This is a genomic window from Streptomyces sp. NPDC014733, from assembly GCF_043083385.1.
Classification (GTDB): Bacteria; Actinomycetota; Actinomycetes; order Streptomycetales; family Streptomycetaceae; genus Streptomyces.
The window spans coordinates 275,116-289,576 of the sequence record NZ_JBIBYO010000008.1; the positions used below are offsets into that span (position 1 = coordinate 275,116).

The following is a 14,461-nucleotide window of genomic DNA, read 5'->3' on the forward strand; positions in this document are numbered from 1 at the left end:
GGTCACTCCCGTGGTCGAAGGTCGGCCCGGAAGGGTCCTCCCGGGCCGGCCGATGGGGACGGCCATCGGGCAGTCGGGCGATCGTGCAGGAACCCCGTCCACTGCGCAAGACCCCCGTCCACGGGCTGGGACCAGGGGGCGCTTTCCGGGCGTCGCGGCCCCGCGAAGGCCGGGAAGACACCCCCTGGGGGCCGAAATCCCCCGCTCCGGCGGCTCCGGGGCGGAGGCTTCCGGCCGTGCGGTTCAGCTCCGGACCGGTACCGCCTCCGCCCGTGCGGCGCCGTCCCGGCCCGCGCCGGATGCCCCGGATGCCGCGGCGGGCCGGTCGCGGTGGAGCAGGGCGCGTTCGGCGGCGGTCCACGCCGTGGTGGTGACGACGTACAGCGCGGCGGCGAGCGGCACCACGGCGACGGTGATCAGCGTGGCGTACGAGAGCAGCGGCAGCGCCTTGGTCAGGCCCGCGCCGCCCGGCAGCGCGGGGGCCTCGCCGTCCGGCCGCCGGGCCGCGGCGGCCCGCGCCCGCCGGTGGTTCCAGGTGGCGACGGCGCAGACCAGCGCGAACAGCCCCAGGTAGACCAGCCCGTGCGGGCCGAACGGGCCGCCGTCGGCCAGCGCCTGCGTCCAGTGCCCGCCGAGCGGCGCGCCGAGGAGGGTGTGGCCGAGCAGCCCGGAGCCGCCGGTGGAGAAGAGGTGGTACATCACGAAGAAGACGGGCAGCTGGAGCAGCGAGGGCAGACAGCCGGCGAGCGGGGAGGCGCCGGTGGTGGCGTACAGCTCGGTGGTGGCGCGGCGCAGCTTCTCCGGGTCGCCCTTGTGCTTGCGCTGGAGGGCGGTGAGCTGCGGGGCGAGCGCGGCGCGGGCCTTCTCGCCGCGGGCGGCGGCGCGGGCCAGCGGGTGCAGCGCGGCGCGGACCGCCAGTGTGCACAGGACGATGGCGGCGGCCGTGGCCGAGGCGCCGAAGAGCGGTTCGATCGTCTGCGCGCCGTGCGCCAGCAGATCACCGAGCGGACCGAAAACGGACATGGGTGAGCCCTCCACGGGGTCTCGTCGTGCCGGGATGAGGAAGCGGCGTGACGGGCCGTGCGGGACGCGGGTGCCGTGACCTGAGCGCCGGACCGGCCGCCCGGGAGCCCGTGGGGACGGGCCGGGCGGTGCGGTCGGGGCGGCGCCGGAACGGGTGGGCGTACGCCCGGACCCCGCGGTGCGGGGCCGGGCCGGGCTCCCCGGAGGAGGGCGGGCCCTGGGTACGTCGCCGGTGCGGGCTCCCGGATGCGGGGCCCGGCGGGCGGGTGCGGGCGGCTGCCCGCGGTGCGTCTACGCGGCCGTCGGGAGGGCGCGGCCGGGTGCCCGGGGCCGCGGGCGGCCGGCGGCGTCGGGGTCGCGTTGCGGCAGGAAGGCGGTGCGCCGCTCGCGGTCCCGGATCGCGGTGCGGACCCGGCCCGGCGGCATCGGCCGGGCGGCCCCGGCGAGGAGCCCGAGCAGGAACGCCCGGCACAGCAGCAGCATGGCGCCGGTGGTCGCGGCGGCGGTGAGCGCCGTGGCCAGGCCGCTCTCCGCCAGCAGCAGGCCGACGAGGAGGAGCGCCAGGGCCGAGGGGTGGAGCCGCCAGAGTTCGGCGATGCGCGACATCGGGCGCCTCCTCACGGCGGTCGGTCGGTGCGCCGGGCGGACCCGGCGCGGCCCGCGCCCGTACGGCGCGGGGCCTGTCGTGGCGTCAAGGGTAACCACGGTGCGCGCGGTTCGGGGAGCGGGTGGGCGGAACGCCTGGTCCGCCCACCGGTCCGGTCAGCTCCGGGCGTCCGCCGCGCCCACCGTGACGCCGCGCTCCGGCTCCGTCAGGCGCGGGAACTCGTCGTCCACGGCCAGCACCTCCCCGTCCGGCCGCGCGTCCCGCCCGCGCGGCCCGAAGCGGGTGACGGCGAGGGCGACCGCGAGGTTCAGCGCCAGCGCGAGCAGCCCCGCGTTGACGCCCCACAGCGGGTCGTGGCCGCCGAAGACCGCCGTGCAGACGAAGGCGATGCCGCACGCCGCCCCGGCGACCGCCGCCTGCCAGGTGAAGCGCCGCCAGACCAGCCCCAGCAGCAGCATCGGCACCAGCTGCGCCATGCCCTCGTACGAGATGAGGGAGAGGCGGACGAGGGTCTGCGGGGCGAAGTAGGTCAGGAGCAGGGCGAGGGTGCCGGCGGCGACCACGACCAGCTGCGACCACCGCTTCTGCCGCTGCCCGGCCGGGCCGTCCACCGGTGTCTCCGGGCCCGTCCCGCCGCCGGACCGTGCGCCGAACACGCTGCGGCCCCACATCGTGCCGATGACCAGCATGAACACCGCCATCGGGACGATCGAGGAGAGCGCCGCGGCCACCCCGATCACACCGACCGCCCAGGCCGGGAGGGAGTCCGTGACCAGTTTGAAGAGCGCCAGGTCGGACTGGGTGCCGGTCAGCCCCGGCACCACGAACAGCGCCGCCATGCCGAGCGCCACCGGCACGAACAGCAGCACGTTGTACGCGGGCAGGTAGACGGCGTTGCGCCGCAGGGTGTCGGCGCTGCGGGCGCCGAGGTAGCCGGCGACGGTCGTCGGGAAGATCACCACGGTCAGGGAGTTGACGACGGTGGTGGAGATGAACCAGCCCTGGCCCAGACCGCCGGACTCGTGCCCGGGGAACGTCAGCCACTGCGGCTTCTCGGCGACCACCCGGTCGAGGAAGGCGCCGTAGCCGTCGAAGTAGTGCAGCGGCACGTAGACGACGAGGAAGCCGAGGGTGGCGATGACCAGGACGTCCTTGAGGACGGAGACCCAGGCGCTGCCGCGCAGTCCGCTGACCACGACGAAGGTGGTGGTGAGGGCGAAGCCGAGGAAGTAGGCCCAGTTGAGGCTGATCGCGCCGTAGGAGATCGTCGAGACGACGACGCCCATGCCGGTGATCTGGAGCTGGATGTACGGCAGCAGGCAGACGGTGGCGAAGAGGGCGACGGCGGTGCCCAGCCAGGGGCGGCCGTAGCGGTGCGCGACGATGTCGGTGATGCCGACCAGCCCATGGCGGCGCGCGTACGCCCAGAGCATCGGGCCGACGACATAGCCCAGGGCGTAGCCGCAGGACATGTACGCGATGACGTAGAGGACCGGGGCGCCGAAGCGGTAGCCCCAGCCGGCGGCGCCGAGGTAGCTGAAGCTGGTGTAGCTCTCGCCGGCCATCAGCACCCAGATGAAGACGGTGCCCAGGCTGCGGCCGCCGACCGACCACTCGGCGAGCCCGCGCTCACGGCGTCCGCCGCGCCGGGCGCGGACCGCCAGCAGGCCCAGCGCGAGGGTCAGCGCCATGAAGACGGCGAAGACGGAGGTGGCGACGGTCGCCTTCATCGCTGCCCCTGCCGCAGGTCGCCACGGCGCGCCAGCCACACCGCGCCCGGTGTCGCCACGGTCGCCAGCAGCATCCAGAAGAAGAGGAACGGCAGCCCGAACACGGTCGGCGTGAGCCGGTTGACCAGCGGCAACACGGCCAGGAAGAGGACGTAGGGCAGCAGCAGCCACAGCAGCGCCGGGCGCTTGCGGGAGCCCGGGGGCGCGCCACCGGGTGTCTGATTTCGCACGGGGCGAGAGCTTAAGGGCTGGCAGGCCCCGGCGGCAGGCCCCGGTCAGCGCGGACCGCTGCTCCGCAGCTCCGCCCAGACGATCAGCCGGTACGTGGAGGTGAACTCCGGCGTACAGGTCGTCAGGGTGAGATACGCGCCCGGGGCGGTGAACCCGTACGCGGGGTGGACGGTGCTGCGCGGGACGGGCGCGAGGACGCCGGTGTCGCCGGGGGTGGTGCGGGGCAGCACGGCGCGGACGACGTAGGTGAGGACGGCGTCGGCGGTGTCGACGCGGACGGTGTCGCCGACCCGCATCCGGTCGAGGTGGCGGAACGGCTCGCCGTGGGTGTTGCGGTGTCCGGCCAGCGCGGCGTTCCCGCTGCCGCCGGGCTGCGCGGTGCCCGGGTAGTGGCCCACGTACCCCTTGTCGAGGACCGCGGTCCGGCCGATGCCCTCGGCGACCGGCACGGCGAGCCCGAGGCGGGGGATGCGGAGGACGGCGTACCCGTCGGCGGCCGGGCGCGGCGGCGCGGGCCGGGCGGCCGGGGCGCGGGGGCGGGGGGCCGGGCCCGTCGTCGGCGCGTGGCCGGAGGGCGCGGGGCCGTCGGGCGCGGGCGGTGCGGCGGGCGGGCGCTGCGGGCGGGCCCACCGGCGTTCCAGCTGTCCGACGCGGTCCTGTGCGGCTTCGTGGGCCTGGCGGTTGGTCCACCACAGCTGGTGGACGACGAGCAGCAGCAGGACCGCGCCGCAGGTGACCGCCGTCTCGGCGAGCGCCCGCACCGCCCGGCCCGGCGCCCGCCGCCGCCCCCGCACCGCAACCGCCCGCTCCCAGGACCCCTGCACGCGGGCACCGTAGACCCTGCGGGTGGAGGTCACCAGGGGCGAGACCGGTCCGGCTCAGGCGGCGGCCGGGCGGCCGGGCGGCCTCACCATCCGAACGCCTGCGAGACCGCGTAGATGCCCAGTCCGGCCAGCGCGCCGACCACCGTGCCGTTGATCCGGATGAACTGCAGGTCACGCCCGATGTGCGCCTCGATCTTCCGGGAGGTCTGTTCGGCGTCCCAGGAGGCGACGGTGTCGGTGATGAGGGCGGTGATCTCGTGCTGATACGTCGTCACGACGTAGACGGCGGCGCCCTCCAGCCAGCCGTCGACCTTGCCCTGGAGCCGTTCGTCGTGGGCGAGGCGCCGTCCCAGGGAGAGCAGGGCGGCGCGGGCCCGCTGCCGCAGTTCGCTGTGCTCGTCCTCCGCCGCGGCCACGATCATCGCGCGGACCGCGTTCCAGGCGGAGGCGATGAGGTCCTGTACCTCGCCGCGGCCCAGCACCTCGGACTTGAGGCGTTCGACGCGGGCCCGGGTGTCGGGGTCGGTGCGCAGGTCGGTGGCGAAGTCGGTGAGGAAGCGGTCCAGCGCGCCGCGCGCCGGGTGCTCGGGCATGTCGCGCATCTCGGTGACGAAGCGCAGCAGCTCCTTGTAGACCCGGTCGCCCACCTTCCGGTCGACGAACCGGGGTGTCCAGCCGGGCGCCCCGCCGGAGACCGCGCTCATCACCGAGTCGCCGTGGGTGACCAGCCAGTCGTGGGCGCGGGCGCAGATCAGGTCCACCACCCGCCGGTGGCCGCCGTCCGCGACGATCTTGCCGAGCATCGAGCCGAGCCCCGGCGCGATCTCCTGCGCGTCGGCCCGCCGGGTGATCGCCTCTCCCACGACCGCCTGGACGTCGGCGTCGCGCAGCACCGTCAGCGCGCCGCGCAGCGCCGTGGACAGCTCGGCGGTCACCCGGTCGGCGTTACGGGGCTCCGCCAGCCAGCCTCCGAGCCGCCGTCCGATGCCGACGGAGCGCAGCCGGCGGCGGACCACCTCGTCGGAGAGGAAGTTCTCCCCGACGAACTCGCCGAGGCTCTGCCCCAGTTGGTCCTTCTTGGTGGGGATGATGGCGGTGTGCGGGATGGGCAGCCCCATGGGCCGCTTGAAGAGCGCGGTGACCGCGAACCAGTCGGCCAGCGCGCCCACCATGCCCGCCTCGGCCGCCGCGGCGACATATCCGGCCCAGCCCCCGGCGCCGGACGCCCCGGCCCACTTGGCCAGGACGTAGATCAGCGCGACCGTCAGCAGCAGGCCGGTGGCGATCGTCTTCATCCGCCGTACGGCCCGGCGTCTGTCCCGGTCGGCGGCGGCCTGCGGGCCGGTGCCGCCCGGCAGGGCCGCGTGCGGCGCCGACGTCGTCTGCGTGCGTTCCATCACTCCACCGTTCCCGAATCCCGCGGTGCGGCGCACCGCGGACCGGCCGCGCCGCGCCGGGTACCGGCCGCGGGAGGCCGCGTGGGTCAACTGTGACCCACCGGTGGAACGAACCACGAGTCCCACGCGTCCGCTCCAGGAGGGGGCGCGCAAAGGGCGCCGGGCGCCCCCCGGATCCGCCGTGGGATCATGGCGGGACCGATCGGACCGCAACGGTGCCGCTGATCGCCGGACGCCCAGGTCCGCCGCCCTCCGAGCCGCGGAGGCGGCGGCAGCCGAGGCGCCCCGGCCGCCCCTGCCCGCCCGGAGCCCGCGGCTCCGCCGTCCCAGGAGATCCGCCCCGCATGAACAAAAGTGTGGGCTACGCCCTGCTCGCCGGTCTGGCGGCCGTGGTGGTGCTCGTCTCGACCGCCATCTTCGTCGGCTTCGGCGGCGGCGGGTCCTGGGGCAACAACTCCGCGCACCAGCCCCGCAACCCGGCGGCGCCCGCCGTCTCCGGTCAGTGGGTCGGAACCTGGTCCGCGGCGGCCGCGGCCGCCGAGCCGGGCACGCTGGACGGCTACGCGGGCATGTCGATCCGGAACGTCGTGCACACCAGCGTCGGCGGCTCCAGCGCCCGTATCCAGCTGTCCAACCTCTACGGCACCCGCCCGCTCCCGGTCAGCCACGCCTCCCTGGCGCTCGCCGCGGCGCCCAGCGATCCGACGGCGGCGCCCGGCACCATGCGCCGTCTGGCGTTCGGCGGCCGGGCGGCGGTGACCATCCCGGCGGGCGGCGCGGTCACCAGCGACCCGGTCCGGCTGTCCGTCCCGCAGGACACGGACATGCTGGTCACCACGTACTCCCCGTCGCCGTCCGGCCCGGCCACGTACCACCCGTACGCCCGCCAGACGTCGTACCTGGCGCGCGGCGACCGTACGGAGGACACGACGGGCGCGGCGTACACCGAGCAGAGCCCGTACTGGCGGTATCTGACCGGCGTCGACGTGTGGAGCACCGAGGCGCACGGCGCGGTGGTGGTCATCGGCGACTCGATCACCGACGGCATCACCTCCACCGCGGGCGCCAACCACCGCTGGACGGACTTCCTCGCCACCCGGCTGCGCAGCGAACCGGGGGCGCCCCGCTACGGCGTCCTCAACCAGGGCATCAGCGGCAACCGTCTGCTGGTCAACGGCTCCCGCTTCTCCCCCAACAACGGTCCCAGCGCGCTGTCCCGCCTCGACCGCGACGCCCTCTCGCGCACCGGCGTGAAGGCGGTGGTGGTCGAGATCGGCATCAACGACCTGCTCAAGACGCCCCGCCAGTACGACCCGGAGAAGATCCTCGCCGGGATGCGGCAGATCGTCCGCGACGCGCACGCCCGCGGTCTGCGGGTGACCGGCGGCACGCTCACCCCGTTCAGCGGCCACCGCGGGTACACCGCCAAGCTGGACGAGGTCCGCCGCGAGGTGAACGCGACCATCCGCTCCGGCGCCGTCTTCGACGAGGTCGTCGACTTCGACAAGGCCCTCCGCGACCCCTGGTCCCCCGAACGCCTCCGCCCCTCGTACGACTCCGGCGACCACCTCCACCCCAGCGACGAGGGCTACCGCGCGATGGCCGACGCGATCAACCTGGACCATCTGCGGCGGGCGGCCCCGGCTTCGCTGTGAGGGGGGCGGCGGGTTGCGGGGGCCGTCCTCGTCCCAGGTCAGCCCCTGTGTGACCGCGCCTCGCAGCCCCCGGGTTATGCGAGTACATGACTGGCGGCCCGCCGCCCTTGTGGCAGGGGTGCGGCACTCCGTACCTTGCTGATCACCAAGAGCGGAGGGGGAGTTCCGTGGATGTACTACGCATGATCGCGGGCGGGCCGTGCAGCGGTGGGGACGATGACACGTGCGGTGACGGCGACTGTCCGACCGTGTACGACGGCGGATCCCTTGATGCTGGCAGTTCAGGGATACGACGTGGCCCGGCGGACGCCCGAGGGCGAGTCGGTGGTTCTGATCCCCGAGAAGATTCTGAAGGAGGCCGCCCGTGTCCGAGGCTGGCTCTAGTCCGATCCTCCTGGACGGCGAGGAATGGCGAGCGTATTCCCGGGACTTCAAGCGTTCCGCGTTCCGCATGGAGGTCCACCAGACGTACACGATGCCCGCCGAGGCGGAGACGGTGCGGGCGTTCCTCGCCGGGGAGCCACGACCCGACGGTTTCAACGCCCGGTGGCACGGCCTGATCCGGGGCCACACATCGGCCGGGCGCACGATGACACGGGCAAAGATCGTGCGGCGGCCGCTGACCGACTACAGCCGCTATCTGTTCGAGTGGGGTATTCCCGGAAACGTCGCGGCCGGGGAGGACTACCGGATCGTTGATCTGACGGACACTCCGAACCCGGGACTTCCCGAACAGGATTTCTGGCTTTTCGACGAAACCACCGTGGTGCATCTGAATTACCGCGCCGACGGCACACAGATCAACCGGGAGTTGATCCAGAACCCGGACATCGACAAGTACCTCGCATGGCGGGACCTGGCACTCGAAAGCGCAGTTCCTTTTAGTGTCCATCGAGCCTGAAGAGCAGGGACGGGAGCGTAAGGACTTGGCGGGGGCTCTCCGGAGCCTCCGCCGTGCTTCCGGTTTGAGCGGTGAACGCCTGGCCGTTCGCTGCAACATGAGCCAGACGAAAATCAGCCGCATCGAGACCGGCCGGGCCCTGCCGACCGTCATGGATGTCGAACGCATCCTGAAAGCCCTGACGGTACCTGCCGAGGTGGCCGACGAGATATTGCGGCTTGCCCGCCGGGCGAACGTCGATTATGCGTCGTGGCGGACCTACGCCCGTATGGGGCTTTACCGCAAACAGGCAGAGTTGAAGGCCCTGGAGTCTTCTTCGCGGGAGATGAGGCATTTCCTCCCGGCCGTCCCCACCGGTCTCCTGCACGTCCGGGACTATGCGGTCGCCACCCTGTCGCCCACTGTCGCAAGCGCTCCCGCCCGTGACGTGACCAGGGCAGTTGACGCCCGCATGGAGCGCCAGGAGGTGTTGGACGACTCCTCTCGATCGTTCTTCTTCCTGATGACCGAGCAGGCTGTCCGGTGGCGTCGTGCCGCCCCGGAGGTCATGGCCGCACAGTGCGCCCACATGGCGAAGGTGAACGAGAAGCCGAATGTGCGTCTGGGGGTGATTCCGCAGTCGGCCGAGATCCCCGGAACACCCATGAACATTTTCGTCATCTACGACGACCGACTCGTCACCGTCGAACTCTTCTCCGGGGAAGTCGTACTGCGTGACCCCCGGGACATATCCCAGCACCTTCCCCTGTTCGACCTCTTCTGGTCACATTCTCTTACCGGGGATGCCGTGACGGAATTCTTCACGGAAACCGCTCAGAGCTTCAGGCATCAACGTAACTAGGTCTTTATTCGCCACAGCCGCATCCCGATGATGAATCCATGGCGAGAAACGCCACGGATATCGAAAAAGGGAGGCGCCCCATGCCCGCATCTGACCTCTACGCCCTGCCCCTCGACGGAGTCGCGTTCCGTAGAGCCTGCGGTGGCAACACCCACCCCGACGGCGAAGCCTGCGCCACGCTCGCGGAGATCGGGCCCGGGGCGTGGGCGCTGGGCGACAGCAAGCGGCCCGGGGCGGAGCCGTTGCGGTTCACCAGCGCCGAGTTGGCCGCGGCGGGTATCGACCCGGCCCGCTTCACCGTTCCGGCCTGACCGGCGCTCCCCGGCGGCCGCCGCCCTCCCGGAGGAACGGCGGCCGCCGCCAACTCCCCGGACAGGACGATCCGTTGCACTTCCACGGCTATGTATGGACCGGCGCCAAGCAGCGCTTCGACGACGACGCGCTGCGGCGGCCACCGCCGCCCGGGCCGCCGCCGGCGGACGGCAGGCCGGAGCTGGTCCAGCGGTACCGGGAGGTGGCGGCGGAGTTCCCCGTCGTGGATCTGCCACCGCTGGAGACGGCGCGCTGGCTGATCAAGCCGGATGCGCTGGTGCGCGGCACCTGGGACGAGCCGGCGCAGGCGGCCGACTGGCTCGGGGACCGGCTCACCGCGTACGCGCCCCGCTTCGCGTCGGCGCCGGACCGCGTCCCGGCGCGGGCGGCGGCGCTGGCCCGCCGGGCTGCCGAACGGCTCGGGTGGGGCGGGGACGTGTCCCACGGCTTGTACCTCGAACGCCCGGCGTTCCTCTCCCTGGCCCTGGTGTGCTGCTCCCCGAACCGCGCACTGCCGGAGCTGCCGTGCCCGTTCTCGCCCTCCCTGCCCGCACCGGCCGGCCCGCACAGTCCGGGCCGCGCCCCATGACAGGCGCGGCCCGGACGGCGGGTGCAGGCCGCTACGGGCCTACGGGTGGTAGATCTCCTGGAGCGCGGTGATCGTGCCGTGGGTGTCGGCGCGCAGGGCGAAGTGCGGGGTGTTGGTGAGCTTGTGGTTCGTCAGCCACTCCGGGGTGACCTTCACCGGGGTGTTGCCCTGGAAGACCGTGACGGTGGCGCCCCGCGCGAAGCCGAGCGTCCGGGCCGCCCCGCTCGGGGTGTAGACGACGTCCTCGTCGTTGGCGGTGTTGACCTTGCAGGTCTCCGGGGTGACGCGCACGACAGGCTTGCCGTGGGCGTTCTGGGCGGAGTTCAGCTTGAAGAAGTGCTGGTAGCCGGCGGGCAGGTGGCACGGCTTCCAGACCGTGGCCCGGACGGAGGCGGGCGCGGCGGGCGCCGCGCGCGGGGTGGCCACGGCGGCGCCGGACACGGTCGCGACGAGGGCGGCGGCGGAGGCGAGGACGGCGGCGCCGGAGACATAGCGGTGGTTCATGAGCATCCTCTGGTACGAAGAGCTGACGTCTACTGACGCTCCGTGAGATGCCGCTGCACGGCGATGCGTTGCGGCGCGCCACCCCTATTCACCCCTCGGATCTCCGGACGCCGGATACCCGGGCACCGGACCTCCAGGTATCGGCCCTTCAGGCACCGGATCTCCGGATATCGGACCGCCAGGCATCGGATATCCGAGGAATGCGCTCACCTACCGCACCACCACCGCCCTGACCAGCCACGACGTGCTGCGGAGCCGGACCGTGCCGTCCGCCGCCTCGTGGGTGCGCAGGTGATCCGTCAGGGTGCGGTGGGTGTGCTCCCGGGCCGCCGGGCCGGCCTGCTCCAGCAGGTGCCGCCCGGGACCGCTGCCCAGCAGGAACTCCGCCGCGTCCTCGGCGTTCTCCCCCCAGACGCCGTCCGCCTGCACCTGGCTGACGTTGACGCCGGTGAACCCGGCGGCGGTGAGGACGGCGCGGATGTGCTCCGGGTCGGCGAGGGAGAACATGCCGGGTGCGCCCGGTTTGCCGAGGTCGCCGAGCGGGAGGAGGCCGCGCAGGGACTCCACCGCCGTCACCCAGTCGTTGAGCGGGGGATCGGCGGGGCAGATGAACGCCAGCCGGCCGCCGGGGCGCAGCGCCCGGCCGACGGCGGCGAACGCCGCCACCGGGTCGGCGAAGAACATCACGCCGTAGCGGCTGATCGCCGCGTCGAACGTGCCGGGGTCGAAGGCGTACACCTGCGCGTCGCCCTGGACGAAGGAGACGTTGGCGATGCCTTCCCGCTCCGCGCGCGCCCGCGCCTCGGCCAGCATCGGGCCGGACAGGTCGAGGCCGACCGCGCTCCCGTGGGGCGTACGGAGCGCGGCGAGCCGCGTGGTACGGCCGGCGCCGCAGCCGAGGTCGAGGGTGCGGCCCGTCGGGGTGAGGACGGCGGCGTCGAGCAGCGGTGCGTTGAAGCCGTCGTTCACGGCGTTCCAGCGGTCCTGGTGGCGCGCCCAGTGGGCGCCTTCCGGACCGTCCCACGCCGCGGCCTGTTCGGTGTTGACGATGTCCGGCACGGGGGCCTCCTGTGGTGGACGGCAACGAATGGGCGAACGCCCAAACCATATGGGCGCTCGCCCATTCCAGCAATCCCCTTTACCCTCGGAGGAGTTACGCCCCTGGTGGGCGAGGCGACCGGAGGGAAGAGAGGCCCATGTCACCGCGTGGAGTGGCGACGCCGGATGTCCGTGAGCGGCTGTTCGCGGCGGCCGAGCGCATCGTGGAGAGGGACGGCCCCGGCGCCCTAACCAGCCGTGCCGTCACCACGGAGGCAGGCTGCGCCAAGGGGCTGCTGCACGCGCACTTCGCCGGATTCGACGCGTTCGTGGCCGAGCTGTGCCTCGACCGGTTCGCACGGACGGCGACGGGGGCGCGGGCGCTGTCTGCGCGCGCCGGTCAGGGCACGGTGGCGCGGAACCTCGACACCGTCATCCGTGTGCTCTTCGACTCCGGCGGCCTCGCCCTGTCGGCCCTGGCCATGACGCGCCCCGAGGCGACCGCGCGCATCCGCGCGGCCCTGGGCGGTACGGCGCCGGGCTTCACCGCGATCCAGGAGGCGCTCACCGGCTATCTGGCGGCCGAGCAGCGGCTCGGCCGGGTGGCGGCGACCGTCGACCCGCCCACCGCGGCGCTGGCGCTCGTCGGCACCGCCCACCATCTGCTGATGACCGGCGGCGCCGACGCGCCCGACCCACGCCCGGCCATGCAACGCCTGGTGGGCGCGTTGCTGGGCGCTCCTTAGCGGGCGGCTCCGCCCTGGTCGCCCTTCGGTCCGATGCCGTCGAGCCCGGTCGGCGTCGCGTCCGGGGCGAACGCGTGGCGGAAGGTGAAGGCGTGCGGTGCGGCGCCGTGGTCGTGGAGGTGTTCCAGTCTGGCCACCCCGTCCCGCCAGGTGGGTATCACGCCGTCGGAGACCCACCAGAACACGTGACCCGGGTGTTCGGCCCGCTCGAACCAGTCGCGGCGCCGGTTCAGCGCCGCACGGTGCAGCCCGGTGTAGACGGCGTCGAAGGCGGGGCGCAGACCGGTCCAGAGCGAGAGGGTCGCGGCCAGGGCGGTGGTCTCCCGCGTACGGCCCTTGTCGTACCAGGCCGGTACGGCGAACTCGCCCCACGCGCCCCAGTCCAGGTCGAAGTGGGAGCCCGCCGCGGCGTCTGCGGCTTCGGCGTGCGCGAGGTATCCGGGGTTCCGGCTGATCTCCTGGTAGACGACCTTCCCGATGTCGTAGAACTCGCGGGTGAGGGGGGCGGGGTCGGCGAGAGGCGACGTCAGGACGCCGAAGGTGTACAGCGCAAGAGAGGGCATGCGTCGGGAAGGTAGCCGCCCGCGCGGCCCCTGTCGAAGTTGCGTTTTCCCTCGCCAAGTGGCCTCCCGCACCGGCCCGTTACGGGATTCGGGGCGGCCCCGGAGCAATGAAACGGCGGCGGGCCCATGAGCCCGCCGCCGCACCTCGGAACCGGTTCAGCCCCGGAAGGCGCCCGTCTTGACGCCCTCGACGAAGGAGGCGAAGACGGTGGCGTCGACACTCAGCGCCGGGCCCTGCGGGTCCTTGGAGTCACGGACGGGGACCACGCCGCGCGAAGCGACGAGGTTGGCGGCAACCTCGATGCAGGCGCCGCCGTTGTCGCTGTACGAGGACTTGAACCAGCGGGGGGATTCGGTCGTCACGGGGAGCCCTTTCGCAACTGCTTGATCATGGCCACGGATTCCGCCTGGGACGGTGCTTCGGCCTGTAGTTGATGGTAGGCCGTCAACATGGGCAACACGAAGGTGATATCCCGTTCAAGATGCCCCTGCTGAGCTGACTCCGCGTACGACATGAGCGTGCGGTCCGGCTGCGTCAATATGTAGACCGGCAGGTTGAAAGTGCGACGCGTTCCCATGTCGAACGGAGCTACCTGCACCACAGTGTTAGGCAACTCGGCGAATTCGAGCACCCGGCCCAACTGGGCATCCATGACGTCCGGCCCACCCACGGGTCGCCGCACGCAGCCCTCATCCAGAACTACGAAGACCAGCGGCGGAGGCGTCCGCAGGAGGGCCTCCTGTCGCTCCGCGACGAGCGCGACCCGCTCCTCCGCCTGCTCCTCCGTGATCGCGCCGCGCTTCACGGCACTCTCCGCCAGCGCCGTCGCGTACTCCTGCGTCTGGAGCAGCCCGGGTATCACCCCAACCTCGTACAGACGGATCTCCACCGCCTGCGCCTCGTACTCGACGAACTGCGGGAAACCCTCCAGCAGTCCCGAGTGCTGGAGCTTTCGCCACGCGCGTTCGAATTCTTCTCCGGTGCCCAGTGCTACGTCCGCGCGCCGGGAGAGCGGAAGAGTAGGACGTTTGCGGCCAGTTTCCACCGCCGAGATATGCGTGCCGGAATACCCCATCCGTTCGGCCAACTCTTCCTGCTTCCAGCCGCGTTCCTCGCGCGACGTGCGCAGACGTGCTCCGAACGCCGCCTCCGGCGAGCTGTCCGGGTCCAACTCCTTGCGATTCACGGGTCGATCACCAACTTTTCCTCCCCCTGACACACGTTGAACGGCTCACTCAACGTAGGCCACGCTGCACCTCCCTGGTAGTGGAATGACTACAGAGAGGAACCTTCGCGTCTGTCGAACGGGAGTCCGGAAAGCGCGGTCAGGTCCCTTACCGGCCGGTGCGCGGCGAACTCGTCGCGGATGCCGAGCGGCGCTGTCTCGGGATCGCCAAGGGGGAGCTGGCGGGGGCGTGGTCGCTGCGGTCGCTGACGGGCGGTGTGGAGTGGGTGGTCGACGCGGCGCACATCCGTCGTGCGTCGCGTGCCGAGCGGTT

17 protein-coding genes are annotated in these 14,461 nt (G+C 72.7%); 6 read left to right on the forward strand and 11 right to left on the reverse strand.

Translation table 11 applies throughout. The annotated features are described in order from the left end of the window. Positions 1-243 precede the first annotated feature (243 nt). The 6 genes from ACF1BH_RS20470 to ACF1BH_RS20495 all read right to left on the reverse strand — a co-directional run bounded on the left by ACF1BH_RS20470 (position 244) and on the right by ACF1BH_RS20495 (position 5,812). Positions 244-1,023, reverse strand: coding sequence for a YidC/Oxa1 family membrane protein insertase (locus tag ACF1BH_RS20470; protein ID WP_391644031.1), 780 nt, complete (start codon positions 1,021-1,023; stop codon positions 244-246). A 291-nt stretch (positions 1,024-1,314) separates the two neighbouring features. Next, positions 1,315-1,629: a DUF6412 domain-containing protein gene (locus ACF1BH_RS20475; RefSeq protein ID WP_391644033.1), complete on the reverse strand. Its 315-nt coding sequence runs from the start codon at positions 1,627-1,629 to the stop codon at positions 1,315-1,317. A gap of 156 nt (positions 1,630-1,785) precedes the next feature. Then, positions 1,786-3,360 (reverse strand): sodium:solute symporter, encoded by a 1,575-nt coding sequence (locus ACF1BH_RS20480; RefSeq protein WP_391644035.1) that lies wholly within the window; start codon positions 3,358-3,360, stop codon positions 1,786-1,788. Then, on the reverse strand, positions 3,357-3,590 hold the full coding sequence (locus ACF1BH_RS20485) for a DUF3311 domain-containing protein (RefSeq protein WP_391644037.1): 234 nt from the start codon (positions 3,588-3,590) through the stop codon (positions 3,357-3,359). Before ACF1BH_RS20485 ends, ACF1BH_RS20480 begins: the two co-directional genes overlap by 4 nt. 45 nt (positions 3,591-3,635) lie before the next feature. After that, positions 3,636-4,415, reverse strand: a complete 780-nt coding sequence (locus ACF1BH_RS20490) for a class E sortase (RefSeq protein ID WP_391644039.1) — start codon at positions 4,413-4,415, stop codon at positions 3,636-3,638. 83 nt (positions 4,416-4,498) lie between these two features. After that, the gene (locus tag ACF1BH_RS20495) at positions 4,499-5,812 is read right to left on the reverse strand and encodes a DUF445 domain-containing protein (protein ID WP_391644041.1); all 1,314 of its coding nucleotides are present in this window, start codon (positions 5,810-5,812) and stop codon (positions 4,499-4,501) included. Positions 5,813-6,156: 344 nt separating this feature from the next. Between ACF1BH_RS20495 and ACF1BH_RS20500 the strand changes: the two genes are divergently transcribed. From ACF1BH_RS20500 to ACF1BH_RS20520, 5 genes are all read left to right on the forward strand, one after another. Beyond that, complete coding sequence (locus ACF1BH_RS20500) at positions 6,157-7,467, forward strand: SGNH/GDSL hydrolase family protein (RefSeq protein WP_391644043.1); 1,311 nt, start codon at positions 6,157-6,159, stop codon at positions 7,465-7,467. Between the two features lie 388 nt (positions 7,468-7,855). After that, positions 7,856-8,368 (forward strand): DUF6879 family protein, encoded by a 513-nt coding sequence (locus tag ACF1BH_RS20505; RefSeq protein WP_391644080.1) that lies wholly within the window; start codon positions 7,856-7,858, stop codon positions 8,366-8,368. After that, a complete protein-coding gene (locus ACF1BH_RS20510) occupies positions 8,352-9,209 on the forward strand; it encodes a helix-turn-helix domain-containing protein (RefSeq protein WP_391644045.1) in 858 nt (285 codons plus the stop codon). Before ACF1BH_RS20505 ends, ACF1BH_RS20510 begins: the two co-directional genes overlap by 17 nt. Before the next feature lie 80 nt (positions 9,210-9,289). Continuing rightward, on the forward strand, positions 9,290-9,520 hold the full coding sequence (locus tag ACF1BH_RS20515) for a DUF397 domain-containing protein (protein ID WP_391644047.1): 231 nt from the start codon (positions 9,290-9,292) through the stop codon (positions 9,518-9,520). 74 nt (positions 9,521-9,594) lie between these two features. Beyond that, positions 9,595-10,110 (forward strand): hypothetical protein, encoded by a 516-nt coding sequence (locus tag ACF1BH_RS20520; RefSeq protein WP_391644049.1) that lies wholly within the window; start codon positions 9,595-9,597, stop codon positions 10,108-10,110. A 39-nt stretch (positions 10,111-10,149) separates the two neighbouring features. Here the strand turns inward: ACF1BH_RS20520 and ACF1BH_RS20525 are convergent, their stop codons facing one another. Together ACF1BH_RS20525 and ACF1BH_RS20530 are read right to left on the reverse strand one after the other, a co-directional pair. Further along, positions 10,150-10,614: a hypothetical protein gene (locus ACF1BH_RS20525; protein ID WP_391644051.1), complete on the reverse strand. Its 465-nt coding sequence runs from the start codon at positions 10,612-10,614 to the stop codon at positions 10,150-10,152. Between the two features lie 210 nt (positions 10,615-10,824). Further along, positions 10,825-11,673, reverse strand: coding sequence for a class I SAM-dependent methyltransferase (locus ACF1BH_RS20530; RefSeq protein WP_391644053.1), 849 nt, complete (start codon positions 11,671-11,673; stop codon positions 10,825-10,827). A 137-nt stretch (positions 11,674-11,810) separates the two neighbouring features. Here ACF1BH_RS20530 and ACF1BH_RS20535 point away from each other — a divergent pair, with 137 nt between their 5' ends. Beyond that, positions 11,811-12,398, forward strand: a complete 588-nt coding sequence (locus ACF1BH_RS20535; RefSeq protein WP_391644055.1) for a TetR/AcrR family transcriptional regulator — start codon at positions 11,811-11,813, stop codon at positions 12,396-12,398. Here ACF1BH_RS20535 and ACF1BH_RS20540 read toward each other — a convergent pair. The 3 genes from ACF1BH_RS20540 to ACF1BH_RS20550 form a co-directional block, all read right to left on the reverse strand. Next, entirely contained in the window at positions 12,395-12,961 is a 567-nt protein-coding gene (locus ACF1BH_RS20540) for a DUF3291 domain-containing protein (protein WP_391644057.1), read from the reverse strand. The genes ACF1BH_RS20535 and ACF1BH_RS20540 overlap by 4 nt on opposite strands. 156 nt (positions 12,962-13,117) lie before the next feature. After that, positions 13,118-13,324 (reverse strand): DUF397 domain-containing protein, encoded by a 207-nt coding sequence (locus ACF1BH_RS20545; protein WP_391644059.1) that lies wholly within the window; start codon positions 13,322-13,324, stop codon positions 13,118-13,120. Further along, positions 13,321-14,148 carry a Scr1 family TA system antitoxin-like transcriptional regulator gene (locus ACF1BH_RS20550; protein ID WP_391644061.1) on the reverse strand — a complete coding sequence of 276 codons (828 nt, stop codon included), beginning with the start codon at positions 14,146-14,148 and terminating at the stop codon, positions 13,321-13,323. Before ACF1BH_RS20550 ends, ACF1BH_RS20545 begins: the two co-directional genes overlap by 4 nt. Positions 14,149-14,461 lie beyond the last annotated feature (313 nt).